21 protein-coding genes are annotated in these 22,911 nt (G+C 73.1%); 13 read left to right on the top strand and 8 right to left on the bottom strand.

What is annotated here, in order from left to right; translation table 11 throughout:
• Nucleotides 1-16 precede the first annotated feature (16 nt).
• Nucleotides 17-862: a PhzF family phenazine biosynthesis isomerase gene (locus tag C1701_RS08310; protein ID WP_026417433.1), complete on the bottom strand. Its 846-nt coding sequence runs from the start codon at nt 860-862 to the stop codon at nt 17-19.
• Nucleotides 863-945: 83 nt separating this feature from the next.
• Here C1701_RS08310 and C1701_RS08305 point away from each other — a divergent pair, with 83 nt between their 5' ends.
• Nucleotides 946-1,848 (top strand): LysR family transcriptional regulator, encoded by a 903-nt coding sequence (locus C1701_RS08305; protein ID WP_103055769.1) that lies wholly within the window; start codon nt 946-948, stop codon nt 1,846-1,848.
• Between the two features lie 345 nt (nt 1,849-2,193).
• Here the strand turns inward: C1701_RS08305 and C1701_RS08300 are convergent, their stop codons facing one another.
• The gene (locus C1701_RS08300) at nt 2,194-3,006 is read right to left on the bottom strand and encodes an ABC transporter permease (protein WP_030104261.1); all 813 of its coding nucleotides are present in this window, start codon (nt 3,004-3,006) and stop codon (nt 2,194-2,196) included.
• Nucleotides 3,003-3,971, bottom strand: a complete 969-nt coding sequence (locus C1701_RS08295; RefSeq protein ID WP_035273264.1) for a daunorubicin resistance protein DrrA family ABC transporter ATP-binding protein — start codon at nt 3,969-3,971, stop codon at nt 3,003-3,005. The genes C1701_RS08300 and C1701_RS08295 overlap by 4 nt, the downstream gene beginning before the upstream one ends.
• 126 nt (nt 3,972-4,097) lie before the next feature.
• Between C1701_RS08295 and C1701_RS08290 the strand changes: the two genes are divergently transcribed.
• The 6 genes from C1701_RS08290 to C1701_RS08265 all read left to right on the top strand — a co-directional run bounded on the left by C1701_RS08290 (nt 4,098) and on the right by C1701_RS08265 (nt 9,318).
• Entirely contained in the window at nt 4,098-4,889 is a 792-nt protein-coding gene (locus tag C1701_RS08290; RefSeq protein WP_103055768.1) for a TetR/AcrR family transcriptional regulator, read from the top strand.
• A gap of 470 nt (nt 4,890-5,359) precedes the next feature.
• A complete protein-coding gene (locus tag C1701_RS08285) occupies nt 5,360-5,725 on the top strand; it encodes a GntR family transcriptional regulator (RefSeq protein ID WP_026417429.1) in 366 nt (121 codons plus the stop codon).
• A complete protein-coding gene (locus C1701_RS08280) occupies nt 5,722-6,603 on the top strand; it encodes an ATP-binding cassette domain-containing protein (RefSeq protein ID WP_103055767.1) in 882 nt (293 codons plus the stop codon). Before C1701_RS08285 ends, C1701_RS08280 begins: the two co-directional genes overlap by 4 nt.
• Complete coding sequence (locus tag C1701_RS08275) at nt 6,600-7,343, top strand: hypothetical protein (RefSeq protein ID WP_026417427.1); 744 nt, start codon at nt 6,600-6,602, stop codon at nt 7,341-7,343. The genes C1701_RS08280 and C1701_RS08275 overlap by 4 nt, the downstream gene beginning before the upstream one ends.
• A 35-nt stretch (nt 7,344-7,378) precedes the next feature.
• Complete coding sequence (locus C1701_RS08270) at nt 7,379-8,290, top strand: ABC transporter ATP-binding protein (protein ID WP_026417426.1); 912 nt, start codon at nt 7,379-7,381, stop codon at nt 8,288-8,290.
• Between the two features lie 296 nt (nt 8,291-8,586).
• Entirely contained in the window at nt 8,587-9,318 is a 732-nt protein-coding gene (locus tag C1701_RS08265) for an ABC transporter permease (protein ID WP_026417425.1), read from the top strand.
• 126 nt (nt 9,319-9,444) lie between these two features.
• Here the strand turns inward: C1701_RS08265 and C1701_RS08260 are convergent, their stop codons facing one another.
• On the bottom strand, nt 9,445-10,503 hold the full coding sequence (locus tag C1701_RS08260; RefSeq protein WP_026417424.1) for an FAD-dependent monooxygenase: 1,059 nt from the start codon (nt 10,501-10,503) through the stop codon (nt 9,445-9,447).
• A gap of 195 nt (nt 10,504-10,698) precedes the next feature.
• Between C1701_RS08260 and C1701_RS08255 the strand changes: the two genes are divergently transcribed.
• Nucleotides 10,699-11,358, top strand: coding sequence for a TetR/AcrR family transcriptional regulator (locus C1701_RS08255; protein ID WP_245588676.1), 660 nt, complete (start codon nt 10,699-10,701; stop codon nt 11,356-11,358).
• Between the two features lie 99 nt (nt 11,359-11,457).
• Here C1701_RS08255 and C1701_RS08250 read toward each other — a convergent pair whose 3' ends face one another.
• Nucleotides 11,458-13,080 (bottom strand): dolichyl-phosphate-mannose--protein mannosyltransferase, encoded by a 1,623-nt coding sequence (locus tag C1701_RS08250; protein WP_103055766.1) that lies wholly within the window; start codon nt 13,078-13,080, stop codon nt 11,458-11,460.
• On the opposite strand from C1701_RS08250, the gene rsmI reads away from it, so the two are divergent.
• On the top strand, nt 13,081-13,932 hold the full coding sequence (rsmI, locus tag C1701_RS08245) for a 16S rRNA (cytidine(1402)-2'-O)-methyltransferase (RefSeq protein ID WP_103055765.1): 852 nt from the start codon (nt 13,081-13,083) through the stop codon (nt 13,930-13,932).
• A gap of 684 nt (nt 13,933-14,616) precedes the next feature.
• On the opposite strand, the gene C1701_RS08240 is transcribed toward rsmI, so the two are convergent.
• Together C1701_RS08240 and C1701_RS08235 are read right to left on the bottom strand one after the other, a co-directional pair.
• On the bottom strand, nt 14,617-15,057 hold the full coding sequence (locus C1701_RS08240; protein WP_103055764.1) for a VOC family protein: 441 nt from the start codon (nt 15,055-15,057) through the stop codon (nt 14,617-14,619).
• A 233-nt stretch (nt 15,058-15,290) separates the two neighbouring features.
• Nucleotides 15,291-16,646 (bottom strand): aminodeoxychorismate synthase component I, encoded by a 1,356-nt coding sequence (locus tag C1701_RS08235; RefSeq protein WP_103055763.1) that lies wholly within the window; start codon nt 16,644-16,646, stop codon nt 15,291-15,293.
• A 226-nt stretch (nt 16,647-16,872) separates the two neighbouring features.
• On the opposite strand from C1701_RS08235, the gene metG reads away from it, so the two are divergent.
• The 4 genes from metG (at nt 16,873) to rsmA (ending at nt 22,007) form a co-directional block, all read left to right on the top strand.
• Nucleotides 16,873-18,663 (top strand): methionine--tRNA ligase, encoded by a 1,791-nt coding sequence (metG, locus tag C1701_RS08230; RefSeq protein ID WP_026417418.1) that lies wholly within the window; start codon nt 16,873-16,875, stop codon nt 18,661-18,663.
• A 113-nt stretch (nt 18,664-18,776) separates the two neighbouring features.
• A complete protein-coding gene (locus C1701_RS08225) occupies nt 18,777-19,631 on the top strand; it encodes a TatD family hydrolase (RefSeq protein WP_103055762.1) in 855 nt (284 codons plus the stop codon).
• A gap of 332 nt (nt 19,632-19,963) precedes the next feature.
• Nucleotides 19,964-21,088, top strand: coding sequence for a resuscitation-promoting factor (locus C1701_RS08220; RefSeq protein WP_162147266.1), 1,125 nt, complete (start codon nt 19,964-19,966; stop codon nt 21,086-21,088).
• A 91-nt stretch (nt 21,089-21,179) separates the two neighbouring features.
• Entirely contained in the window at nt 21,180-22,007 is an 828-nt protein-coding gene (gene rsmA, locus C1701_RS08215) for a 16S rRNA (adenine(1518)-N(6)/adenine(1519)-N(6))-dimethyltransferase RsmA (protein WP_051313457.1), read from the top strand.
• Nucleotides 22,008-22,178: 171 nt separating this feature from the next.
• On the opposite strand, the gene C1701_RS08210 is transcribed toward rsmA, so the two are convergent.
• A complete protein-coding gene (locus tag C1701_RS08210; RefSeq protein WP_035273259.1) occupies nt 22,179-22,910 on the bottom strand; it encodes a TetR/AcrR family transcriptional regulator C-terminal domain-containing protein in 732 nt (243 codons plus the stop codon).
• Nucleotide 22,911 lies beyond the last annotated feature (1 nt).

The raw sequence follows: 22,911 nt of genomic DNA, 5'->3' as shown, positions 1-22,911 counted from the left end.
CCGCGCACCCCGGGGTTCAGCCCGGAATGCGGACGGCGTGACCGCTGACCCGGATCCGAGGGTCGTCCGGTCCGACGCCGACGAGGAGTTCCCCTCGGCGTCCCATGTCCTCCCCCTGGATGATCCGGATCCCGCGCGGTCGCGGCACTCGTCCGACGGCGCGCAGATAACCGCCGAAGGCGGCCGCCGCGGCGCCGGTGGCCGGGTCCTCGACCACCCCGCCAAGGGGGAAGGGGTTGCGGGAGTGGACGGTGCCCTCGTCCTGGGACCAGAACAACTGGGTCGTCTGCCACCCGCGTTCGCGGCTCACCTCGGCCAGCGCGTCGAAGTCGTAGTCGAGCCGGGCCAGCCGTTCCCGGGTGCGCGCCCCGAGTATGAGGTGGTCGTTGCCGGCGAAGGACACGTGCGGCGGCCAGGCCGGGTCGAGGTCCTCGCGGGACCACCGGAGGGCGGCCAGCGCGTCGGTGACCTCCTCCTCGGAGGCGGGACGCGAGCGGCTGGGCACGCTCGTCAGGGTGGCGGCGGCGGGACGGCCGCCGTCGGTGGTGACGGGAACCGCGCCGGCGGGGGTGTCGAAGACCAGGCGCCCGGAGCGGCCGTGGTGCTCGGCGAGCGCCACCGCCGCGGCGACCGTGGCGTGACCGCAGAACGCCACCTCGGCCAGCGGGCTGAAGAACCGCAGGCCGTAGCGCTGGCCGTCGGTGTCGGTCGGGTTGAGGAAGGCGGTCTCGGAGTAGCCGACGTCGGCGGCGATACCGAGCAGGGTGTCGTCGTCGAGGCCCCGGGCGTCCAACACGACCCCGGCCGGGTTGCCGCCGGCGGGGTCGCTGGTGAAGGACGCGTAGCGCAGCACGGTGGTCATGTCCCCACGGTGCCCGCTGGCGGTCATCGAGTCCAACGATGAAGTCCGATGGCGTTCATCGAGGAAGCCGATACCGTGGCCAGGTGGACACGAACCTCCTCCGGACGTTCCTGGCCGTGGCCAGGACGGGGAACTTCACCAGGGCCGGTCTCGAACTGCACGTGGTGCAGTCGACCGTGACCAGCCACGTCAGGGCGCTGGAGTCCGAGCTGGGGGTCCGGCTCCTCGACCGGCTCCCCTCCGGAGCGCGCCTGACCCAGGTGGGTCGGCGGGTGGCGGAGCTGGCGAGGGGGGTGCTCGACGCCGAACACCAGCTGCTGCTCGGGGCGCGGGGCGGGGACGTGGTGGAGGGGGAGGTGGTCATCGGTGCCACCGAGTCGGTGTGTGCCTACCGGCTGCCGCCTGTCGTCGCGGGCCTGATGACGAGCTTCCCGGACCTGCGGGTCCGGCTGCACCCGCTCGGCACGGCCGCCGCGCTGCGGGAACTGTCCAGGGCCGACGGCGGGGTCGACATCGCGTTGGTGCTGGAGGAGGAGGTCGCCGGGGACCACGCCGTCACGAGGATAGGGAGGGAGCCGGTGGCCCTGGTGGCCGGTGCGGAACACCCGGCGGCCAGCGGGCCCCAGTCCTGGCACGACCTGGCCGGGTACACCTACTTCCTCATGGAGGAGGGCTGCCACTACACCGACCGGTTCCTGCGTGATCTGCGGGCTGCCACGGGCGGGCGGCCCCGGGTGACCCACTTCGGCAGCGTCGAGGCGGCCAGGTCCTGCGTGGAGGCGGGGCTGGGCCTGTCGGTGTTGCCGGTGGTGGCGGTGGGTGGGCCGCTGGCCGAGCGGACGCTCCTGCGGGTGGATGGCCCGGTGGTGGCGGAGGTGCCGCTCCTGCTGGTGACGAGTGCCCGCCGGTGGGCGTCCCCCGCGGTCACCGCGGTGGCCGAGGCGATCGCTCGGTCGGTCGGCCCGCCACCGCGCGGTCGGCTCTGAGGAGGCGAGTGCCCCGGCCCGGTCCGCGCCGTCGGGGAGGTCCCACCTGGCGGGGTTCGTGGTCGTGGGCGAGGACCGGGGTCCGCGCCCACCCACGGCGTTCCGCCCCCCGGGCGCCCGGGGGCGGTGTCCGGCGCGAGCGGCCACACCCCCAGAGCGGGTCCGCTTCCGCCGGGCCCGGCCGGGTTGGGCCGGGTGTCGGAGGCGTCCTGCCGTCAGTGGCCGCTCGCGCCGAACTCGCGCGGCGAGTCACACAACACTGTTACTCGCGGGTCGAGAAGTCATCTGTGACGAACGACGCGGCGCGGGCTCGCCCGCCGCCGTCCTGTCCGGCCTGGTGGTCGGTCAGCCGACCGCTCGTCGCCGGTAGAGCACGGCCGCCAGCGGTACGGCCACCGCGGTGATCGCGGTCCACCAGATGACGGCGGCCACGCCGGCCCCGTCGGCGGGCACTCCCAACAGCAGTCCCCGGACGGCGTCGATGACGAGGCTGATCGGCTGGTTCTCCACGAAGACCCGCAGGGCGGTCGGCATGGTCTCCGGGGGGACGAAGGCGCTGCTGGCCTGGGGCAGGAAGAGCAGGATCGTCCCGTAGCCGCTGGCCGCGTCCACGCTGCTGGCCAGCAGCCCCAGCAGGGCCGCCAACCAGGCGAAGCCGAGCGCGAAGAGGACCAGCAGGCCGATCGCGAGCAGCCATTCCAGCACGCCGGCGGACGGGCGGAACCCGACCAGGAGCCCGACCAGGATGAGGGTGGTCAACGAGATCAGCGCACGGGCCACCGTGGCCACGACGTGGCCGACGAGGACCGCCGAGGCGGGCATCGGCAGCGACCGGAACCGGTCCACGATCCCGTTCGTCATGTCCTGGCTGACCGAGCTGGTGGTGGACATCGCGCTGATGCCGACGCCGATGGCGATGACCCCGGAGATCAGGTAGTCGACGTAGGCGCCTCCGGTGTCGATCGCACCGCCGAAGAGGTACCGGAAGATCAGCAGGATGCTGGTGGGCACGGCGACCGCGAGGACCACCTGTTCCGGACTGCGCCTCAGGTGCCGCAACCCCCGCCCGACGAGGACGGCGCTCGCCGAGGTGGCTCGGCGGACCGGGGAGGGCAGCGGCGGGGCCGGGGTGAGCCACGGCATCGTCTGAACGCTCATCGCCGTGCCTCCACGGGGGCCGGGCCGGTGGACGCGCGGTCCTCGGTCAGGGAGAGGAACACGTCGTCGAGGGTGGGTTTGCTGACCTCGAAGTCGGCCACTCGCACGCCGGCGTGTCCCAGCCGGCCGATCAGGTGGCCGAGTTCGTCGACCCCGTCGACCGGGACGCTCAGCCTGGTTTCCCCGGTGTCCCGTGCTGCCTCGGATGGGAGCAGGAGCCGCGCCGCGTGGTGCCGTTCGGCCTCGGTGGCGAAGGACAGGTCGAGACGCGCGGTGCCGATCCGCCTCTTGAGCTGGTCGGACGTGCCCTCGGCTGCGATCCGCCCGCCGTTGATGAGGGCGACCCGGTCCGCCAGTTGGTCGGCCTCCTCCAGGTACTGGGTGGTGAGCAGGATCGTGACCCCGGAAGCCAGCAGTTCGCGGACGGTGTCCCAGAGGCTCACCCTGCTCCTCGGGTCGAGCCCGGTCGTCGGTTCGTCGAGGAAGAGCACCGGCGGACCGCCCAGCAGGCTGGCGGCCAGGTCGAGGCGTCGCCGCATCCCACCGGAGTAGGTGCGGACGGGTCGGTCGGCTGCCTCGGTCAGGTCGAAGCGTTCGAGCAGGTTCTGGGCGTCCCGGCGGGCGGCGCGACGGTCGAGGTGCCGCAGGCGACCCATCATCACCAGGTTCTCCCGCCCGGTCAGCAGGTCGTCGAGGGTCGCGTACTGACCGGTCAGGCCGATGGATCTGCGGACGGCGGCCCCCTCCGTCACGACGTCGTGGCCGTTGACGGTGGCGGTGCCCGAGTCGGGCTGGAGCAGGGTGCTGAGGATGCGGACGGTGGTGGTCTTCCCGGCGCCGTTGGGGCCGAGCAGGGCCAGCAGCGTTCCGCGTGGCACGCGGAGGTCGACGCCGTCGAGCACCTGGGTCGACCCGAGGGAGCGGCGCAGGCCGCTCGCCTGGATCGGAAAGGCGGTGGTGGTCATGTGGTGTCCCCGTGAGGTGTAGGGAGGCGGGCGACCCGCCGGAGAGAAACTGTGTACGTCGCACACTGTTGTGTGTATTTCATACACAGTTTTAGGATCGTCGTCAACCGACGTGATGGGTGGGCGATGACAGCGGACGGCGAGGACGCGCGGCCAAGCAGCCTGGAACTGCTCTGGCGGGACCAGATGGCACGACCGTCCCGGGGGCCGAAACCGAGGCTGAGCCTGACGAAGATCGTCGCCGCCGCCATCGCGGTGGCGGACGCCGAAGGGCTCGACGAGCTGTCGATGCAGCGGGTCGCGGCCGAACTCGGCTACAGCACGATGTCGCTGTACCGGTACCTCTCCGGCAAGGAGCAGCTGATCGACCTCATGGTCGACGCCGCGACTGCCGGCCCTCCCAGTGGGGCGGGCGCGCCCGGCGGCTGGCGGGAGGAGGTGGAGATCGTCTCCCGGGGCCTGGTCGACCTCTACGGCCGGCACCCGTGGCTGGTCCGGGCCCAGCTGAACACGCCGCCGATGGGTCCCAACCAGCTCGCGTGGATGGAGGAGCTGTTGCGCGCACTGGGCGGCAGCGGCCTGAGCGAGGAGGAGGCCCTGCTCACCGCGCTGTTCCTGACTGGCGCGTTGCGCGACCTCTCCCGGATCAGCCTCGACCTGGGCAGTGCCCGTGCGGGCGACCCCTCCGGTGAGTCCGCCGCCCACATCCAGAACTACGCCGCCACGCTGGGCGCTGTCGTCGACCCCCAGCGGTACCCCAACCTGGTGCGCCTCATGTCGGCCGGGGTCTTCGAGGGCGGTGATGAGGGGCGCCCCGAGGACACCGGGAGCGCCATCGACTACGGGTTGGCCCGGATCCTCGATGGTGTCGAGGCGCGCGTCCGCGCGACACGCCGCGGCTCCGACCAGGAGGTCTGACCCGCCTCGTCGACCTCGGTGACCCGGTCGCGCCCGCCGGGGGGTCCCGCGTGTCCGCGTGACCGGGGTCGGGCTCCGGCGCGGCTCCGCCCGGCACGTGGTGCGTTCCTCCGGCTGGGCTGGCGGGGGGCGCCCGTTCCCGACGGGGCCCTCGACCGCGGGTTCCCGGGACGGCGTCGGCCCGCCCCCTGTCCCCGTGGGGCGGTTCTCGCCTGGGTCCCCCGTGGCGGTGGGGGGTTCGTCGGTCGTGGCGGGAACCTCTCGCCCACCCGGAGGGTCCGGGCTCCTGTCGGCATGGTGGCCCCGGGGGTTCTCGCGGTCAGTGCGCGCGCTTCCGTCGCAGGTCAGCGGCCTTCTCCTGGTGGTGGAGCCCCTTTCGTCGGTCGCACGCCGGGAATCGTCCTTGTCGTGTCTACTCCTCATGTGGTTCACTACATGAGTAACGAACCCAAGGACGCCGGAGGACGTACGTGTTCGATGACCGGAGTCCGATCTACCAACAGATCGCGGACAAGATCAAAAACGACGTGCTCTCCGGAGAGCTCTCGGCGGACACGCAGGTCATGTCGACCAACCAGTACGCGGCCTTCTACCGGATCAACCCGGCGACGGCGGCCAAGGCCTTCCGCCAGCTGATCGACGAGGGCGTGCTCTACAAGAGGCGGGGAATAGGGATGTTCGTCAGCGGGGAGGCCAGGCCGGTGCTGTTGGCCCAGCGCCGGGAGCGCTTCTTCCGGGAGGTCGTCGACGTGATGCTGGCCGAGGCGCGGGTCCTCGGCATCTCGCTCGACGACGTGGTGCGGCACATCGAGACCGGAAGGGGGACCCAGAAGTGACCTACTCGATCGAAGCCCGGGACCTGCGGCTGGACTACCGGGGATCCCCCGCGCTGCGCGGGATCGACTTCCGCCTCGCCGGAGGTGGGATCTACGGCCTCATCGGACGCAACGGCTCCGGGAAGACCTCGCTCTTATCGCTGGTCGCCTCCCTCGCGAAGCCCACGGCCGGCACCCTGCTCGTGGACGGGGAGGACCCGTTCGAGAACCCGAGGATCATGCCGGACGTCTGCCTGGTCCAGGACCGGATCAAGGACTCCGGTGACGAGATATGGAAGGTCGGGAGCTTCCTCCGGACCGCCTCCGCGCTGCGCCCCCGCTGGGACCAGGAGTACGCGGACCGCCTCGTCGACCTCTTCGAACTCCCGCAGCGGAAGCGGATCTCCTCGCTCTCGCTGGGGAAGAGGTCGGCGCTCAACATCATCGTCGGGCTGGCGTCCCGGGCGCCGGTCACGATCTTCGACGAGGCCTACGTCGGGCTGGACGCGCCCTCCCGCTACGCCTTCTACGACGAGGTGCTCGCCGACTACATGGCCCATCCCCGCACGGTGATCATGTCCTCCCACCTCGTGGAGGAGGTGGACTCGTTGTTCGAGGAGGTCCTCATCCTCGACGAGGGGCGACTGCTCGTGCACGAGGACACCGACGACCTCCGGAGCCGGGGAGTCAGCCTGACCGGGCCGGCCCAGGCCGTCGACGACCTGCGCCACGGCCTCACCGTCCTCAACGAGCAGGTCCTCGGCGGTACCAAGTCGATCACCGTCTACGGGGACCTCGACGAGGACGCCCTCTCCCGTGCCAGGGCGGCCGGCGTCGAGGCCGGACCGGTGCGCCTCCAGGACCTGTTCGTCCACCTCACCCGGAAGGACCGGCGATGACCACCACGACCCGACGTAGCCCCGCGCTCACGGTCACCCGCCTGGTCGCTCCCACGATGCTGTGGATCAGCGCCCTCTACCTCGCGATCGCCATCGCCGTCTTCACGGTCATCGCCTACGTGGAGCTGGGCCTCGGCGAGCGGACCGACGAATCCACCAGCCACGCGGAGCTCCTGGCCAACAGCTCCCCCCGCTTCTTCCTCGGCTCGCTCGCGCTCATCGTCACCAGCACCCTGCTCGCGCACTACCTGCCGATGGGAGTGACCCGCCGCCAGCTCTTCTGGGCGGGAACCACCCTGGCCCTCGGTGGCGCTGCCGTCGCCGCGGCGGTGATCGCCGGCCTGTTCCTCGTCGAGTGGTTCGTCCTCGACGGGACGGGCATCCCGATCACCTACCGCACCCCGCACCTGTTCGACGGCTCGACCCAGGTGGGCACGGTCTTCCTGGAGCACTTCATCGCCCTGGCCGCCTTCATGGTCCTGGGTTGGTTGATCGGCTCCGTCTTCGGCAGGTACGGCGGTTGGGGCGGGCTGGGACTCCTGCTGCCCTGCCTGCTGCTCGGGCTGCTGCCCGAGGCGTTGCTCGGCGTCGGCTGGGTCGGCCAGGCCTACGACGCGCTGGGCATCGAACCACTCCCCACGGCGGCCAGCGTTCCGCTGGGGATCGCCGCGGTCGCCGTGATGCTCCTGCTCAACCACCGGCTGATGCGGGACATGCCGCTGCGCCGGCCGACCTCCTGACACCAACCGGAACCACAGAGACGAGAGGGTGAACCATGACGGTGATCGACATCAGGGGTCTCCGCAAGAGCTACGGCGGGCGGGCGGTCGTCCACGACGTCGAGTTCAGCGTGGAGGAGGGGGAGATCTTCGGCATCCTCGGCCCGAACGGGGCGGGGAAGAGCACGAGCGTGGAGTGCCTGACCGGGCTGCGCGAGCGGGACGGTGGCGCGGTGAAGGTCCTCGGTCTCGACCCGGCTCGGGACCGGCAGGCCGTGCGGGAGCGGGTTGGCGTGCAGCTCCAGGAGAGCCGGTTGCCGGACAAGATCACCGTCGCCGAGGCGATGCGCCTCTACAGCTCCTTCTACCCGAATCCCGTCGACTGGCGGGACCTGGTGGACCGGCTCGGCCTCGGGGACAAGGTGAACTCCCGCTTCGGGAAGCTCTCCGGTGGCCAGAAGCAGCGCCTCTCGGTGGCGCTGGCCCTCGTCGGTCGGCCCAAGGTCGCGGTTCTCGACGAGTTGACCACCGGACTCGACCCGCAGGCCCGCCGGGACACGTGGGGGCTGATCGAGAGCATCCGGGACTCCGGGGTGACCCTGCTGATCGTCACGCACTTCATGGACGAGGCCGAGCGGCTCTGCGACCGGCTCGCCGTGATCGACGCCGGCCAGACGGTGGCCATCGACACCGCCGCGGGGTTGGTCCGCCGGTCCGGGCTCCCGCACCGCATCCGGTTCCGGGCGGTGGGGGAGCAGGTGGAGGACCTCGTCGCCCAGCTGCCGACGGTCAGCGGGGTGGAGCGGCGCGGTGAGCACCTGGTCGTCGTCGGCGGCGAGGACAGCCTGACCGAGATCTACGAGGCCCTGCACCTCAGGGGAGTCCGGGTGACCGACCTGCGGGTCAACCAACCCGGTCTCGACGACGCCTTCGTGGAACTGACCGGCGCCGACCGCGCCGCCGCCTGACGAACCACCCGCTCCGCACCTCCCGCCACCAACGCTCCGGCCCGCTCCCGGCCCGTGGTCGTCAGCACCGACCCCCGGGAACTCCTCCCGCCCCGCTGTCGGAAACCCGACCGGTAGGCGCACCGGCCCCCGGCCCCCGCGAACGGCGGGTCGCCCGCTCCCGCCTCGACATCCTGGTCGTCCGCCGAACGGCCGCTCAGCCGCCCGCCGCCCTCGGTCGGGCCGCCGGCTCGTCCCAACGTCCGTCCGGCGCGATCACCGCGCCACCACCGCTCACGTTCTCCTGGGGGACCACCATGTCCGCTGTCCGGACCACCGTCACCACCGAAGTCCGCCTCTTCCTCCGCGATCCCGTCGCGGCCGGGTTCGCCCCGATCTTCCCCGCGCTGCTGATGGTCCTGATCGGTCTGATCCCGTTGGGGGACGAGGACTTCGGGGGACGCGCGCTCATCGACATCTACGCGCCGATCGCGATCAGCATGGGCGTCGCGATGACCGCGCTGGTCAGCCTGCCCACCTTCATGGCCACCTACCGGGAGCAGGGGGTGCTCCGCCGGCTGTCGGCGACGCCGGCCCGGCCGTCGGTCGTGCTGGCGGCGCAGGCCGCCGTCAACTGCGGGGCGGCGGCCGTGTCGATCATCCTCGTCCACCTCGTCGGCGGCCTCGCGTTCGGGCTGAGCGCCCCAGGGACCCTCGTCGGTTACCTCCTCGTCCTCGTCCTGGGAATCGGCTGCCTGATGTCGCTGGGCCTGGTGTCGGCCGCGCTGTGCTCGAACGGCCGCGTCGCCTCGGGCGTGGGCAACGCCCTGTTCTTCCCGATGGCGTTCTTCGCCGGGACCTGGACCCCCGGGCCGGCGATGCCAGACCTGGTGCGGGCCATCAGCGACTTCGTCCCGCTCGGCGCCCTGGTCCAGGCCCTCGACGCCACGGTGGTGGGCGAGTGGCCGAGCCCGCTGCACGTGGGGGTGCTCATCGGGTGGACGGTCCTCGGGAGCGTGGTGGCCGCCCGGTTCTTCCGCTGGGCCTGATCCGGTGGGCGGGCGGCTGGTTCCGGGGTGGTCGGGGGCCGGAACCAGCCGTGGCGTCGCCGTGGGCGCGCCGGGTCCGGCCCGCCTCCCCCGGCCCCGATCCCGATCCCGCGCCCGACCGCGGGGTCAGCGTGGCCGGGGGAGGAGCAGGCGTGCCAGGGCGTTCCTCGGCGTCGCCAGCCGGTCCGCCTGGGCGACCCGGGACAGCAGGTGCGCGCCGGCGGCCACCCGTTGCGCGGGCCGGCGGCGCGCCCGGTCGTAGGCGCGGAGCCCGGCCGGGACATCCGATCCGTCGCCCACGCTGTCGGCCAGCGTGACGGCGTCCACCAGGGCCTGGCAGGCGCCCTGCCCCAGGTTGGGGGGCATCGCGTGCGCGGCGTCCCCCACCAGCGCCACCCGGCCGGCGACGAAGGACCGCAGCGGTGGGCGCAGCTCGTAGAGCCGGTTGCGCAGGATGGTCTCGCCGTCCATCGCCGCCAGCAGTTGGGGGACCGGGTCCGGCCAGTCCCCGAAGAACTGGCGGACGTGGGCCAGGTCGTCGGGCGGGGGCGGCGCGTCCTCGGGGCCGCGAATGGTGGCGTACCAGTTCGTCCTGCCCGGGGAGATGCCCGTCAGGCCGAACAGCGACCGCCGCCCCCAGATCTCACCGTGCCCCTCGACCTCGATGGGTGCCACGCCCCGCCACGCGACCCCCCCGGCGTACCGCACCTCGGTGCGGTCGCCGAAGAAGGCCGGCCGGACGACGCCGCGGATGCCGTCCGCGCCGACGAGCAGGTCGCAGTCGGCGAGCAGCGCGCTCGGGTCGTCGATCTCGGCCCCGAACCGGACGATGCCCTCGGGGACCGCCGCGTTGAGGGTGGCCAGCAACGTCGGCCTGGCGACCAGCACGGTCGGCAGGCCCGCGCGTCGTTCCATGCGTTCGGCGTCGGTGCCTCCCAGGACCCTGCCGGTCGAGGAACGGAGGACGAACGAACCCTGCCGGACCGCGACCCGCCGCAGCTCGTCCACCACCCCCAGCCGTTCCAGGGCCCGCTGCGCGGCGGGCCACATGCCCAGTGCGGTGCCCTCGGGGCGGTGGGCGTGGTCGCGTTCCCACACCGACACGTCCCACCCGCGATGTCCCAGCGCGGCGGCGCAGGCAAGGCCCGCGATGCCGCCTCCCACGACGACAGCTCGTCTTCCCATGCCCGTAAACTACACCTGTAGTGAGCAGTGGTGCGCGGGGATCCGGGAAGCGGCGGTCATCGTCCGGTGGCCACCGACACCGCAGCGGCTCGCGGGCGTGGACGTCCCGCTTCCCGAGCGGGGTGGCGGCCACCCGGAGCGGTGGCGGCCCGCTCCGCCTGCGACGCTGGCTCGTCACGAGAGGCCACGGGAGGAGTGAGGAGCGAGGTGGCGGAGGCCAGGGCGGTCCGACCAGGGAACCCCGACGGCGGGGCACGGGGGGCGCCTCCCCCGCCGCACCGACGGGCGGATCCCTCGTCCACCCGGCGGGACCAGGTGTTGGCAGGGGCGGTCCGGCTGCTGGCCGGGGGCGGTCCCCGGGCGCTGACCCACCGCGCGGTGGACGAGGCGGCCGGTCTGCCCGCCGGTTCGACCTCGAACCTGTTCCGCACCCGCGACGCTCTCGTCGCCGGGGTGCTCGACCACATCCTCGCCGAGGAGGAGGCACTCGTGGCGGGGGCCGCCGGAGCCCAGGCCCCGGCCACCCCCGACCAGCTCGTCGCCTACCTGGTCGGGTTCCTCGACCAGATGCTCGGCGTCGGACGTGACCTCACCCTCGCCCGTCGGGCGCTGTTCGCCGAGGCCGGGGTCCGCCCCGAGGTGAGACGGGAGATCACCGAACGCACCCGGTTCTTCTGGGAGCTGGGCGGCCGGTGGCTGCGCGGGCTCGGCGCGCCGGACCCGGAGCGCCGCGCCCGGTTGTTGCTGGCCATGATCGACGGGATCATCACCGAGCGGCTGGTCCGCCCCGAACCCCCGCTGGACGTCGAGGAAGCGGTGGAGCTGGTGCTGCGCGGGATCCTGTCCACCCCGTGACCGGGCACGGCCACCCGGGGAGCCGGGCGGCCCGGCCGAACCCGACCCCGGGCCGTCCCGCGCACCCACCGCCACCAGCACCCTGGCCCGGCGGGCCGGCTACCGCCACGAGGGCAGCCACAGCTCCGCGTTCCACCGCCACGGCGTGATCGGCTCACCCACCAGCACCGGCCACAACCACACGAAGTTGGCCACCACCAGTCCGACGTAGAGCGCCACCACCAGCAGGCCCGTGCCACGCCGTTCCGTTCCCCGGCGCGCCGGGCCGAGGATCTGGCCGAGCACCAGGGTCAGACCGAGCACCAGGAACGGCGCGACCGGGGTGATGTAGAAGAAGTACATCTGGCGGTCCAGGTTCGAGAACCACGGGAGCCAGCCCGCCAGGTAACCGACCAACACCGCCGTGTACCGCCAGTCGTAGCGGGTGACCGCCCGCCACAACGCCCAGGCCAGCATCGGGAACACCAGCCAGTACATCGCCGGCGTGCCGATCAGCATCAGCGCGCCCACGCACTCGTCCTGCCCGCAGCCGGTCACCGAACCGTCGTAGTAGTAGAGCATCGCCCGCAGCCCCATCGGCCACGTCCACGGCTTCGACTCCCAGGCGTGCGGGTCGTCCGGGTCGGTGACCAGGCCGTTGTGGAAGTCCAGCACGCTGCCGCTGTTGAACCACAACGCCCGCAACGCGTCGGGGACGAACCAGAAGGCGGACGAGGTGCCGACCCCGTCGCCGACCGCGTGCCGGTCGAAGGCCGTCTCCGACCCGAACCAGGCCCACCAGGTGGCCAGGTAGGTGGCGATCGGCACCGCCACGAACGCCCACAGCCCGGGTCCGAGATCCCGACGCGCCGCCCCGAGGAAGGGCCGGTCCACCCCGGCGGCCCGTCGGGCCGTGTAGTCCCAGAACACGCAGAGCACCGCGAACGCGGCCAGGAAGTACCCGCCGGACCACTTGACCCCGCAGGCCAGGCCGAGCAGCACACCCGCGCCGAGCCGCCACCACCGCACACCGAGCCGGGGGCCCCAGACGCTGTCCCCGGTCCGCCCCTCCCGCACGACGACCGCCAGGCGATCACGGACCTGGTCGCGGTCCACGAGCAGGCAACCGAACGCGGCGAGGACGAGGACCGCGAGGAAGATGTCCAGCATCCCCACCCGCGACTGCACGTGGCTGACCCCGTCGGCGATCAGCAGCACCCCCGCGATCCCACCGAGGAACGTCGAGCGGGTGAGCCGGCGACCGATCCGGACGATCAGCAGGATCGACACGGTCCCGGCGACGGCGGCGCTGAACCGCCAACCCCAGGCCGTGTACCCGAACAGCCACTCCCCGACCGCGATGAGGTGCTTGCCCAACGGGGGGTGCACGATGAGCCGGTAGCCGGGGTTGTCCTCCACCCCGCCGTTGCGCAGCACCTGCCAGGCGTGCGGCACGTAGTGCTTCTCGTCGAAGATCGGCGTGCCCTGGTCCGTCGGGTGGCCGAGGTTCCAGAAGCGGATCACCCCGCCGACCAGGGTGAGGGTGAGCGCCACGACCCAACCGCGCAGGCGGTCGGCGGGCATCGGCCGGTTGAGCCTGGCGAGCGCCGTCTCACGACCACCGTCGGGCGGTTCCACCGGCGGGATCTCACCCACGCCCACCACCCCCTCACCGGCGGGCGACGGGGTGGCCGTGGTGTGCGGTGCGGGGACGCTCACGGCGCCGATCGTAGGCTTGACCAAGTGGGCAACATATCCGGAACCGGTCGACTCGTTCTCGCCGCTACCCCGCTGGGCGACGCCGGCGACGCCTCCCCGCGACTCGTCGCCGCGCTGCGAACCTCGGACGTGGTGGCGGCCGAGGACACGCGGCGGCTGCGCGCCCTCGCCAGCACCCTCGACGTCGTCCCGACGGGGCGGATCGTCAGCTACTACGACTCCGTCGAGGCCGCCCGCACGCCGGGCCTGGTCGAGACCGTCCGGGACGGCGGCACCGTTCTCGTGGTCACCGACGCCGGCATGCCCAGCGTCTCCGATCCGGGGTTCCGCCTGGCCAGTGCCTGCGCCGAGGCCGGGTTGCCGGTGACCTGCCTGCCGGGGCCCTCCGCGGTGACCACCGCCCTCGCGGTGTCCGCCCTGCCCTGCGACCGGTTCTGCTTCGAGGGGTTCCCACCGAGGAAGACCGGGGAACGCGGCCGGTGGCTGTCCGCCCTGCGCGAGGAACCCCGCACCACCGTGTTCTTCGAGTCCCCGCACCGCCTGGCCGACACCCTGGCGCAGGCGGCGGAGCTCCTCGGGGCGCAACGTCCGGCCGTCGTCTGCCGCGAGCTGACGAAGACGCACGAGGAGGTGTGGCGGGGCGGTCTCGGGGAACTCGCGGCGTGGGCGGAGGCGGGAGTGCGGGGCGAGATCACCGTCGTCCTCGGCGGCGCCGAGGCCACCGGCGTTCCCGATCCGGCCAGCCTCGTGGGCGCGGTCGAGGAACGGGTGGCGGACGGCGAGCGGCTGAAGGACGCGGCCGCCACCGTCGCGTCCGCCACCGGGGTGGGGAAGAAGGAACTCTACGACGCCGTGCTGCGCTCCCGACGCGGCTGATCCCGCCGGCGCCGGGCGATATCGCGGCCCCACCCGAGCCCCCGGCCCCGAGGGTGGACGCGATGACGAGGGCCGGTGTCGGTCCACCGCACCCCTCGTGGATCCGTCGTCCTCGACGCCGGCGACTCCCGGCCCGCTCGCCCGGCCCGGGCCCTAGCCGGTCGGCCCACTCGGCCCGGTCGGCCCACTCGGCTCGTCCGGCCTGGTCGGCGGTGTGGACACGACGACCGAGCCCGCATGCCGTGGGCGGCCGGCCGATCTCCGCACGGACCGCGCCGGCTCCGGGTGGTCCTCCCCGACCCTCCCGAACCGCGGTCGACCCGACGTCCGGCCCGCGCCGGCCGCGGCGCGAGCCGGTCGGGAGACCGGAGCCGGAGCGGGGCCGGGCCAGGGCCAGCCGGCGCGAGGACGACCGACCCGGTGCCGGCACCTCGGCGGGGAACGCCGTGGTGCGCCCGCGAGGCCAGGCCGAGGGCAGCGGGGCGGGTACCCGTCCGGCGGCCCGACGGCGGCCAGGCGCGCGGCCACCCCGAGGCGGGGCGGCGATCAGGAACCGCCGTTCCGACCGGCCGGGTCGGAGCGGGGCCAGGAGGGGAGCACCGCCCGGAGCCCTGGGGCCGAGGCGATCTCGGCCGGGAGCGCGCCCGGAGGGGCCGAGCGGGAGGACGCGGGGCCGGCCCTTCCTCAGGAGAGGTCGCGGAGGACAGCCCGGCCGTCCTCGGTGAAGGCCATGCCCGGGTTGTGCACGACGTCCCACCGGAAACCCTCCGGGTCGGCGACGTAGGCCTGGTAGCCACCCCAGAAGGCGTGCTCGGCGGGGCGGACCAGCGAGCCGCCGGCGGCGACGAACCGCTCGACGACCGCGTCCACCTCCGCCTCGCTCCCCACGTTGCACCCGAGGGTGAACCGACCGGGGCCCTCCTGCTCCAGGGGCGCGCCGCCCAGGTCCTCGGCGAGTTCGGCGACGCCCCACAGGCTGAGCAGCAGGCTGTGCCCGACCTGGACGAACACCGTGTCCTGGATGTCGGCGACCACTTCCCAACCCAGGCCGTCCCGGTAGAAGCGGCGCGCCCTGTCCAGGTCGCTGACGCCGAGCGTGACCACGGTGAGGTGCTGCTGTGCCATGACGTTCCGTTCCTTCCGCGCTGTCGCCCTCCGTGCGGGGCGACAGCGAGGCTAGGCGTGCCCGGGTGGCGTGTCGTGAACGAAACGGACACCCCGGCCGGATTCCCGTGAGCGGGTGACGGCGACCCCGGCGCACGCGGCCGGATCCGCCGACCCTCGGGAGGGCGGGCGGGCCGGCGGCGCGCGAACCACCGCCGGGGGCGGCGAGGGGCGGGTCGCGCTCCGGCCTGACCTCACCCCCGGACCTCGGACCGCTCCTGGTCCGCCAACAGCGCCAGCAGCGGTGCGGCCTTGGTGCGGCACTCCGCCCACTCCACCGCCGGGACGGAGTCGGCGGTGATCCCGCCGCCCACCCCCAGCGCCAGCTCGGCGCCACCCGGGGTGGGCGCGTACTCCAGGGTGCGGATCGCGACGTTCAGCTCCATCCCGGCCACCGGCGACACCAGGCCGACCGCCCCGCAGTAGACCTCACGCGGCGTCGCCTCCAGTTCGGCGATCAGCTCCAGCGCCCGGACCTTGGGCGCTCCGGTGACCGAGGCCGGCGGGAAGGTGGCGGCCAACAGCTCGGCGTCGGACACGCCCCGGCGGAGCTCGCCCACCACGGTGGACACCAGGTGCCACACCCCCGGGTGGGGTTCGACGCCCAACAGGGAGGGAACGGTGACACTGCCCGGCTGGCACACCCGGCCCAGGTCGTTGCGGGCCATGTCGACGATCATCACGTTCTCCGCGACGTCCTTGGCCGAGGCCCGCAGCCGGCCCGCGTTCCCGTCGTCGGCGGGGCCCCGGCGGGGCAGCGTGCCCTTGATCGGACTGGTGCGCACCGTGCGGCCCCGGCGGGCCAGGAACAGCTCGGGGGACAACGACACCACCGCGCCCCAACCACCGGACAGGTAGGCGGCCCGCGCCGGCGCCAGGGTCGACACCCCCCGGACGAACAGCTCCAACGGGTCGCCCTGGAAACCAGCCCTGATCTCGGTGCACACGTTGGCCTGGAAGACCTCACCCGCGCCGATGGCGGCCAAGGCGCCGAGGACCGCCCCCTCGTGCCGTTCCGCTCCCGGTAACCGGACCGGGCTCCTCGCCGGTGGACCGGCCATCCCCGGATCGTCGCCGTCGCCCCGCACCGGGCACCCGTCGGCCCGGACCACCTCGGCCAGCTCGGCGGCCAGCGCCACCGGCTCCTCCCCGCCCGCCGGGACCAGTGCCTCGAACCACCAGTTCCCGTCCTGGTCGAGGCGCAGCACGTGGTCCGCGTACCCCCACACCGCCGCCGGCATCCGGCGGGCCCGGTCCCAGACCCCCGGGTCGGTGAGGCCGTAGCCCAGGTAGCCGAACCAGCCACCGCCCACCACCCCGGCGGGCAGCCCCGGGTCCTCGGTCACCGGCCAGGTGACCGGCCGGTGGAACGCCTCGGCCGGCGGCACCGGCTCCAGCCGCACCGACGGGGCGATCACCGCCGCCGACCCGAACCAGTCGCCGCTCAGGGCGGCGGGCCCCGGCGTCCCGCTCCTCGCGGCCCGCGCGCCGAGCGCGTCGAGCACCTCACCGGGCGTCGTTCCGCCCGGCACGTCCCAGCGCCACGCCACCGTTCGCACGACGGCCCATCCAACCCGGCGCGCCCACCGAAACCAAGCGGGGGTGACCGGCGCGACGGCCCGGGGAGGGGTGAGCCCCGGCCGTTCCGGTTCCGCCGGGCCGATCCGCCGACCCGGGCGGCGCGTCCGGCCCGCGCCGCCGGCGGGGCGGTGTCGTCACGACGTCCGCCCCGGCACCCGTGGGGGCCGGGGCGTCACGCGTCCGTAGGCTGAACGCATGAGTGCCCCCGTTCTGACCGCGGTGGCCTGGCCCTACGCCAACGGCCCCCGCCACATCGGTCACGTCTCCGGCTTCGGTGTCCCCTCCGACGTCTTCTCCCGCTACCAGCGAATGGCCGGGAACCGGGTGCTCATGGTCTCCGGCACGGACGAACACGGCACGCCGATCCTGGTCCAGGCGGACAAGGAGGGTCTGACGCCCAGGCAGACCGCTGACAAGTACAGCCGGATGATCGCCGAGGACCTGCGCGGTCTGGGCATGTCCTACGACCTGTTCACCCGCACGACCACCGGCAACCACTACCAGGTGGTGCAGGAGATCTTCCTGGCGCTGCACCGCAACGGTTACGTGACCGCGCGCACCACCACCGGCGCGGTCAGCCCCTCCACGGGACGGACGCTGCCCGACCGCTACATCGAGGGCACCTGCCCGATCTGCGGGTACGACGGTGCGCGCGGCGACCAGTGCGACAACTGCGGCAACCAGCTGGACGCGGCCGAACTGATCAACCCCCGGTCCAGGATCAACGGGGAGAAGCCCGAGTTCGTCGAGACCGAACACCTCTTCCTCGACCTGCCCGCCTTCACCGAGACCCTCGGGAAGTGGTTGACCACCAGGACCGACTGGCGGCCCAACGTCCTGAACTTCACCAGGAACCTGGTCGACGACATGCGACCCCGGCCGATCACCCGCGACCTCGACTGGGGAGTGCCGGTGCCGCTGGACGGCTGGCGGGACCAGCCCCTGAAGCGGTTCTACGTGTGGTTCGACGCGGTCATCGGCTACTTCTCGGCGAGCGTCGAGTGGGCCCGTCGATCCGGGGACCCGGACGCGTGGAAGGCCTGGTGGACCGACCCGAAGGCCCAGGGCCACTACTTCATGGGCAAGGACAACATCACCTTCCACGCCCAGATCTGGCCGGCCTTGCTGCTGGGGCACAACGGGACGGGGGACAAGGGGGGCAACCCCGGTGCCTTCGGTGAGCTGAACCTGCCGGACGACATCGTCTCCAGCGAGTTCCTCACCATGAGCGGCTCGAAGTTCTCCACCTCGCGCGGCACCGTCATCTACGTCAACGACTTCCTGCGGGAGTTCGGCCCGGACACCCTCCGCTACTTCATCTCCGTCGCCGGCCCTGAGACCCAGGACACCGACTTCACCTGGGAGGAGTTCGTCCGGCGGACCAACTTCGAGCTGGCCAACGAGTGGGGGAACCTGGTCAACCGTTCCGTGGCGATGGCGGCGAAGAACGTGGGCGCCGTCCCCGCACCGGTGGCCCCCACCGCCGAGGACGAACAGCTCAAGTCCCTGGCCAGGGGGGCGTTCGACGTCGTCGGCGGCCACCTCGCCCGGTCCCGCTTCCGGGCGGCGGCCACCGAGGCGATGCGGGTGGTCAGCGCGGCCAACAAGTACCTCTCCGACCAGGAGCCGTGGAAGCGCAAGGACGACCCGGAGCGCAGGGACACCATCCTGCACACCGCGCTCCAGGTGGTCTCGGACGCCAACACCATGCTGACGCCGTTCCTGCCGCACTCCGCGCAGCGGGTGCACGAGCTCCTCGGCGGGAGCGGTGTGTGGGCGGCGCAGCCCGAACTGCGGGATGTCGAGGACCTCGACGTGCCCGGCAGGGAGTACCCGATCCTGACCGGCGACTACGCGGCGGAGCAGGCCAGTTGGGAGTCCCGGGAGATCCAGCCGGGAACCCCGTTGAGCAAGCCGAGCCCGCTGTTCTCCAAGCTCGACCCGGAGCTGGGCGAGACCGGCCCGGAGTGGGCTCCGATCTCCTAGAGCGACCAGGCGCGACGCACGACGAGGCGGGACGGCGGCCACGGCACCGTCCCGCCTCCGCCGTGCCCACCGTCGGCCCGCCGCCGCATCCGTCCCGTGGAAAGGACCACGCCGTGAGTGACCGTCGCCAGCCACCGCCTGTCCCGGAACGCCTCGCGGCGGACACCGTCGACGCGCACACGCACCTGGACGCCTGTGGGGCGCGGACCGCCTCCGAGGTGGCCGCGATGGTCGACCGGGCCGCCTCCGCCGGCGTCACCCGGGTGATCACGGTCGCCGACGACCTCGACTCGGCCCGGTGGGCGGTGCGGGCCGCGCACTGGGACCCCCGGGTGTTCGCGGCCGTGGCCCTGCACCCCACCCGCACCGCCGAGTTCCCGGAGCCGGTCCGCGAGGAACTGGCCGCGCTGGCGGCCGACCCGAGGGTCGTCGCGGTGGGGGAGACCGGGTTGGACTACTACTGGGACTACTCGCCACCCGCCGCGCAGCTGGCGGCGTTCCGCTGGCACGTGGCGCTGGCCAAGAGCGTCGGCAAGCCGCTGATGATCCACGACCGGGAGGCCCACGAGGACATCCTGCGGGTCCTGGAGGAGGAGGGGCCGCCGGCGCACGTCGTCTTCCACTGCTTCTCGGGGGACGAGGACTTCGCGCGGCGGTGCGTCGACGCCGGCTACGTGTTGTCCTTCGCCGGCACCGTCTCCTTCCGCAACGCGCGCGACCTGCACGCCGCCGCGGCGCTGGTGCCCGAGGACCAGCTGTTGGTGGAGACCGACGCGCCGTTCCTCACGCCTCACCCGTTCCGGGGACGGCCGAACGAGCCCTACTGTGCCGCCTACACCGTGCGGGAGCTGGCACGACTACGTGGTGTGACCGAACTGGCGGTCGCGGCGGCCGCGAACCGGACGGCGGACCGGATCTTCGGGTTGAAATCGGTCACGGAACCGACGTCCACTAGTGCGAACGAGTGAATTTCTGGGTGATCGCGAGCACAGCCCAGGTTGATCTCTTGGCCCCCACGCCGAATGCCGTTACGGTCCCGAGATCGTAAGCCGGGATGGGGACACCGAGGTGGCTCCGCCGACGTGCGCGGTGCACGCCTACCAGGCGTCACCGACCGCCCCGCCTCGCGCGACACCCGTGGCGGGCGGGCGGACGGCGCTCCGCCGCGTCGCGGGACAACCGGTCCAGTCGTGGTTCTGGCGTGGCCGACGGCCACGCGTCGGGGTTGAGGGACGAACCGCAACGACCCCAGAAACACCTTGAGCCGCCCCTGCCCGGAGGCACGAAGGCTGGACGACAGGTGAACAAACGCACGTTTCTGCGCGCGGTGATCGTCGCTGTCCTGACCGTCCTGATCGGTGGTTCCGGTACCGCGATCGCGATGGACAAGTCCATCACGCTCACGGTGGACGACGAACAGCGGATCGTCCGCACCTTCGCATCGACCGTGGCCGGCGTCCTGGCCACCGCGGGCTTCGAGGCCGGCGAACAGGACGCACTCGCCCCCGCGGCGCAGGCGACCGTCGTCGACGGAAGCCAGGTGGTCCTCAAGCGCGGCCGACTGCTCACCCTCCGAGTGGACGGCGAGGAGCGCGAGGTCTGGACCCACGCGCTGACCCTGGACGACGCCCTCAACGAACTCGGCATGCCCACCAACGACGCCGAACTCTCCGTCGACCGGCACCAGCGCATCCCCCTCGACGGGATGACGGTCGACCTGAAGACCTCCAAGCTCGTCACGCTCCTCGACGGCGCGGAGGACCCCCGCCAGGTGGCCACCACCTCGGCCACCGTCGGGGAACTGCTGGCGGACCAGGGGGTCGCGCTGGAGGGCGACGACGAGGTCACGCCCCCCGCCGACACGAAACTCGTCAACGACCTCACCATCGAGGTCACCCGGATCCGCTCCGAGGAACGCACCGAGGAGGTCGAGATCACTCCCGACGAGGAGCGGATCGACGACCCGGAGATGGAGAAGGGTGAGGAGGAGGTCGAGGAGGAGGGCCGCCCCGGGCTGCGCGAACTGACCTACCTGGTGACCCTCGTCAACGGCGAGGAGACGGAACGGGAGCAGATCCGCGACGAGGTGATCCGCGAGGCCGAGAACAGGGTCGTGCGGGTCGGCACCAAGCAGCCGCCGGCAGCGGATGCGCCCCCGGTGCAGGACGGAGGGGTCTGGGACCGCCTCGCCCACTGCGAGTCCACCGGCAACTGGCAGATCGTCAGCGCCAATGGGCTCTACTACGGCGGCCTCCAGTTCAGCAAGCCCACCTGGGACGCCTACGGCGGCCAGCAGTACGCCAACTACCCCAACGAGGCGTCCCGAGAACAGCAGATCGCTGTCGCCACCCGGCTCCGCGACGCGAACGGCGGCAGCTACGGCTCGTGGCCGGGCTGCGCCGCCAAGCTGGGGCTGCCCACGTGATGACGTAGTGTCTCGCGGAGTGAACGACGATCCGCGCGGCGGAACCCCGGCCGGGTCGAGCGCGCTGCTCGGCCCGGCCGACGTCCGTCGGATGGCAGAGCAGCTGGGCGTCCGGCCCACCAAGAAGCTGGGCCAGAACTTCGTGCACGACGCCAACACGGTGCGCCGCATCGTCGGCGCCGCCGACCTGCGTCCCGACGACGTCGTGGTCGAGGTCGGCCCGGGGCTCGGCTCGCTCACGCTCGCCCTGCTGCCCGCCTGCCAGCGGGTGCTGGCCGTCGAGATCGACCCGGTGCTCGCCGACCGGCTGCCGCGCACCGTGGCCGACCGCGCCCCCGAGCTGCGGGACCGGCTCACCGTGCTCCACGAGGACGCCCTGCGCGTCACCGGCGACCAGCTCGCCGGGGCCACCGCGTTGGTCGCCAACCTCCCCTACAACGTGGCCGTCCCGGTGGTCCTGCACCTGCTCGCGGAGGTCCCCACCCTGCGCACCGCCCTGGTCATGGTGCAGGCCGAGGTCGCCGAACGCCTCGCCGCCGGCCCCGGCAGCCGCGTCTACGGGGTGCCCAGCGTCAAGGCCGCCTGGTACGCCGACGTCCGGCGGGCCGGCACGATCCCCCGGGGTGTCTTCTGGCCGGTGCCCAACGTGGACTCCGGGTTGGTCGCCCTCCACCGCCGGGACTCCCCGACCGGCGTCGACCGCGACGCGGTGTTCCGCGTGGTCGACGCCGCCTTCGCGCAACGCCGCAAGACCCTCCGCGCCGCCCTGGCGGGCTGGGCCGGCTCCGCCGCCCGCGCCGAACGCATCCTGCTCGCCGCCGACGTGCCGCCGGCCACCCGGGGCGAGCAGCTGCCGGTGGACGGCTTCGTCCGCATCGCCCGCGCCGAACGCATCCTGCTCGCCGCGGAGGTCGGCTGAGCGCCACGCCCACCGGACCGGGCGCCCGCTGCTCGGCCGGTCCACTCGCCCGTGGTCCCGGGTGGCGGGCCCGGGTGGCACGTGCCACCCCGGCCCCGGTTCGACCGGCGGTCCCGGTGCCCGCCGTGGCCGCCGGGAGCGGCTCGGCGCTCGAGGCTCCCCGAACCCCGGTCAGTCGCGGCGCAGGCTCGCCTGGATGCCGTCCAGCAGGCAGCGCAACGTCCACTCGACGTGGTCGTCCAGGTCGTTGTCGGTGGTCGCGCCGACCCACCGGGAGAAGGCCGGGTAGCGGCCACCGGCCGTGACGGACGACAGGTAGGGCCGCACCGAGTCCCGGAGTTCGGCCTCGTCGGCCAGCCCGCTGGACCGGCGCATCCGGGTCTCCTCGGCGAGCTGGAGCGCCGAGCCGATCAGGTGGCCGTCGAGGGCCGCGGTGATGCGGGTGAGTTCCCGTGCCGGGAGGCCGAGGGGTTCCAGCGCCGCCAGCCGGAAGTCCAGGTAGCGCAGGGCGTTCGGGCCGAAGGGTGGCCGCAGGTGCACGAGTTCGCCGAACCAGAGGTGCCGCCGGATCACCGACCAGGCCCGGTGGCAGAGCGGTTCCAGCTCCGACCGCCAGTCGCCGACCGGTTCGTCCGGCACGGGGATCTCCCCGTAGACGGCGTCGATCATCAGGTCGACGAGGCCGTCCTTGCTGCCCACGTACCGGTAGAGCGACATGGGGGTGGACGAGCCCAGCTCGGAGCTGACCCGGCGCATGGTGACGGCGGCGGCGCCCTCGGCGTCCGCGACCGCGACCGCGGCCCGCACGATCGCGGCCCTGCTCAGCGTGGTCGTCGTCCGGCCCGGCGGCTCCGGCAGGGTCCATACGAGCGCTCCGGGCTGTCCGGGTACCGCGTTGCTCAAG

Source organism: Actinoalloteichus sp. AHMU CJ021 (assembly GCF_002895405.1).
Lineage (GTDB): Bacteria > Actinomycetota > Actinomycetes > Mycobacteriales > Pseudonocardiaceae > Actinoalloteichus_B > Actinoalloteichus_B caeruleus.
The sequence above is the reverse complement of the archived record's forward strand: the minus strand, read 5'-3'. Positions and strand labels throughout refer to the sequence as shown.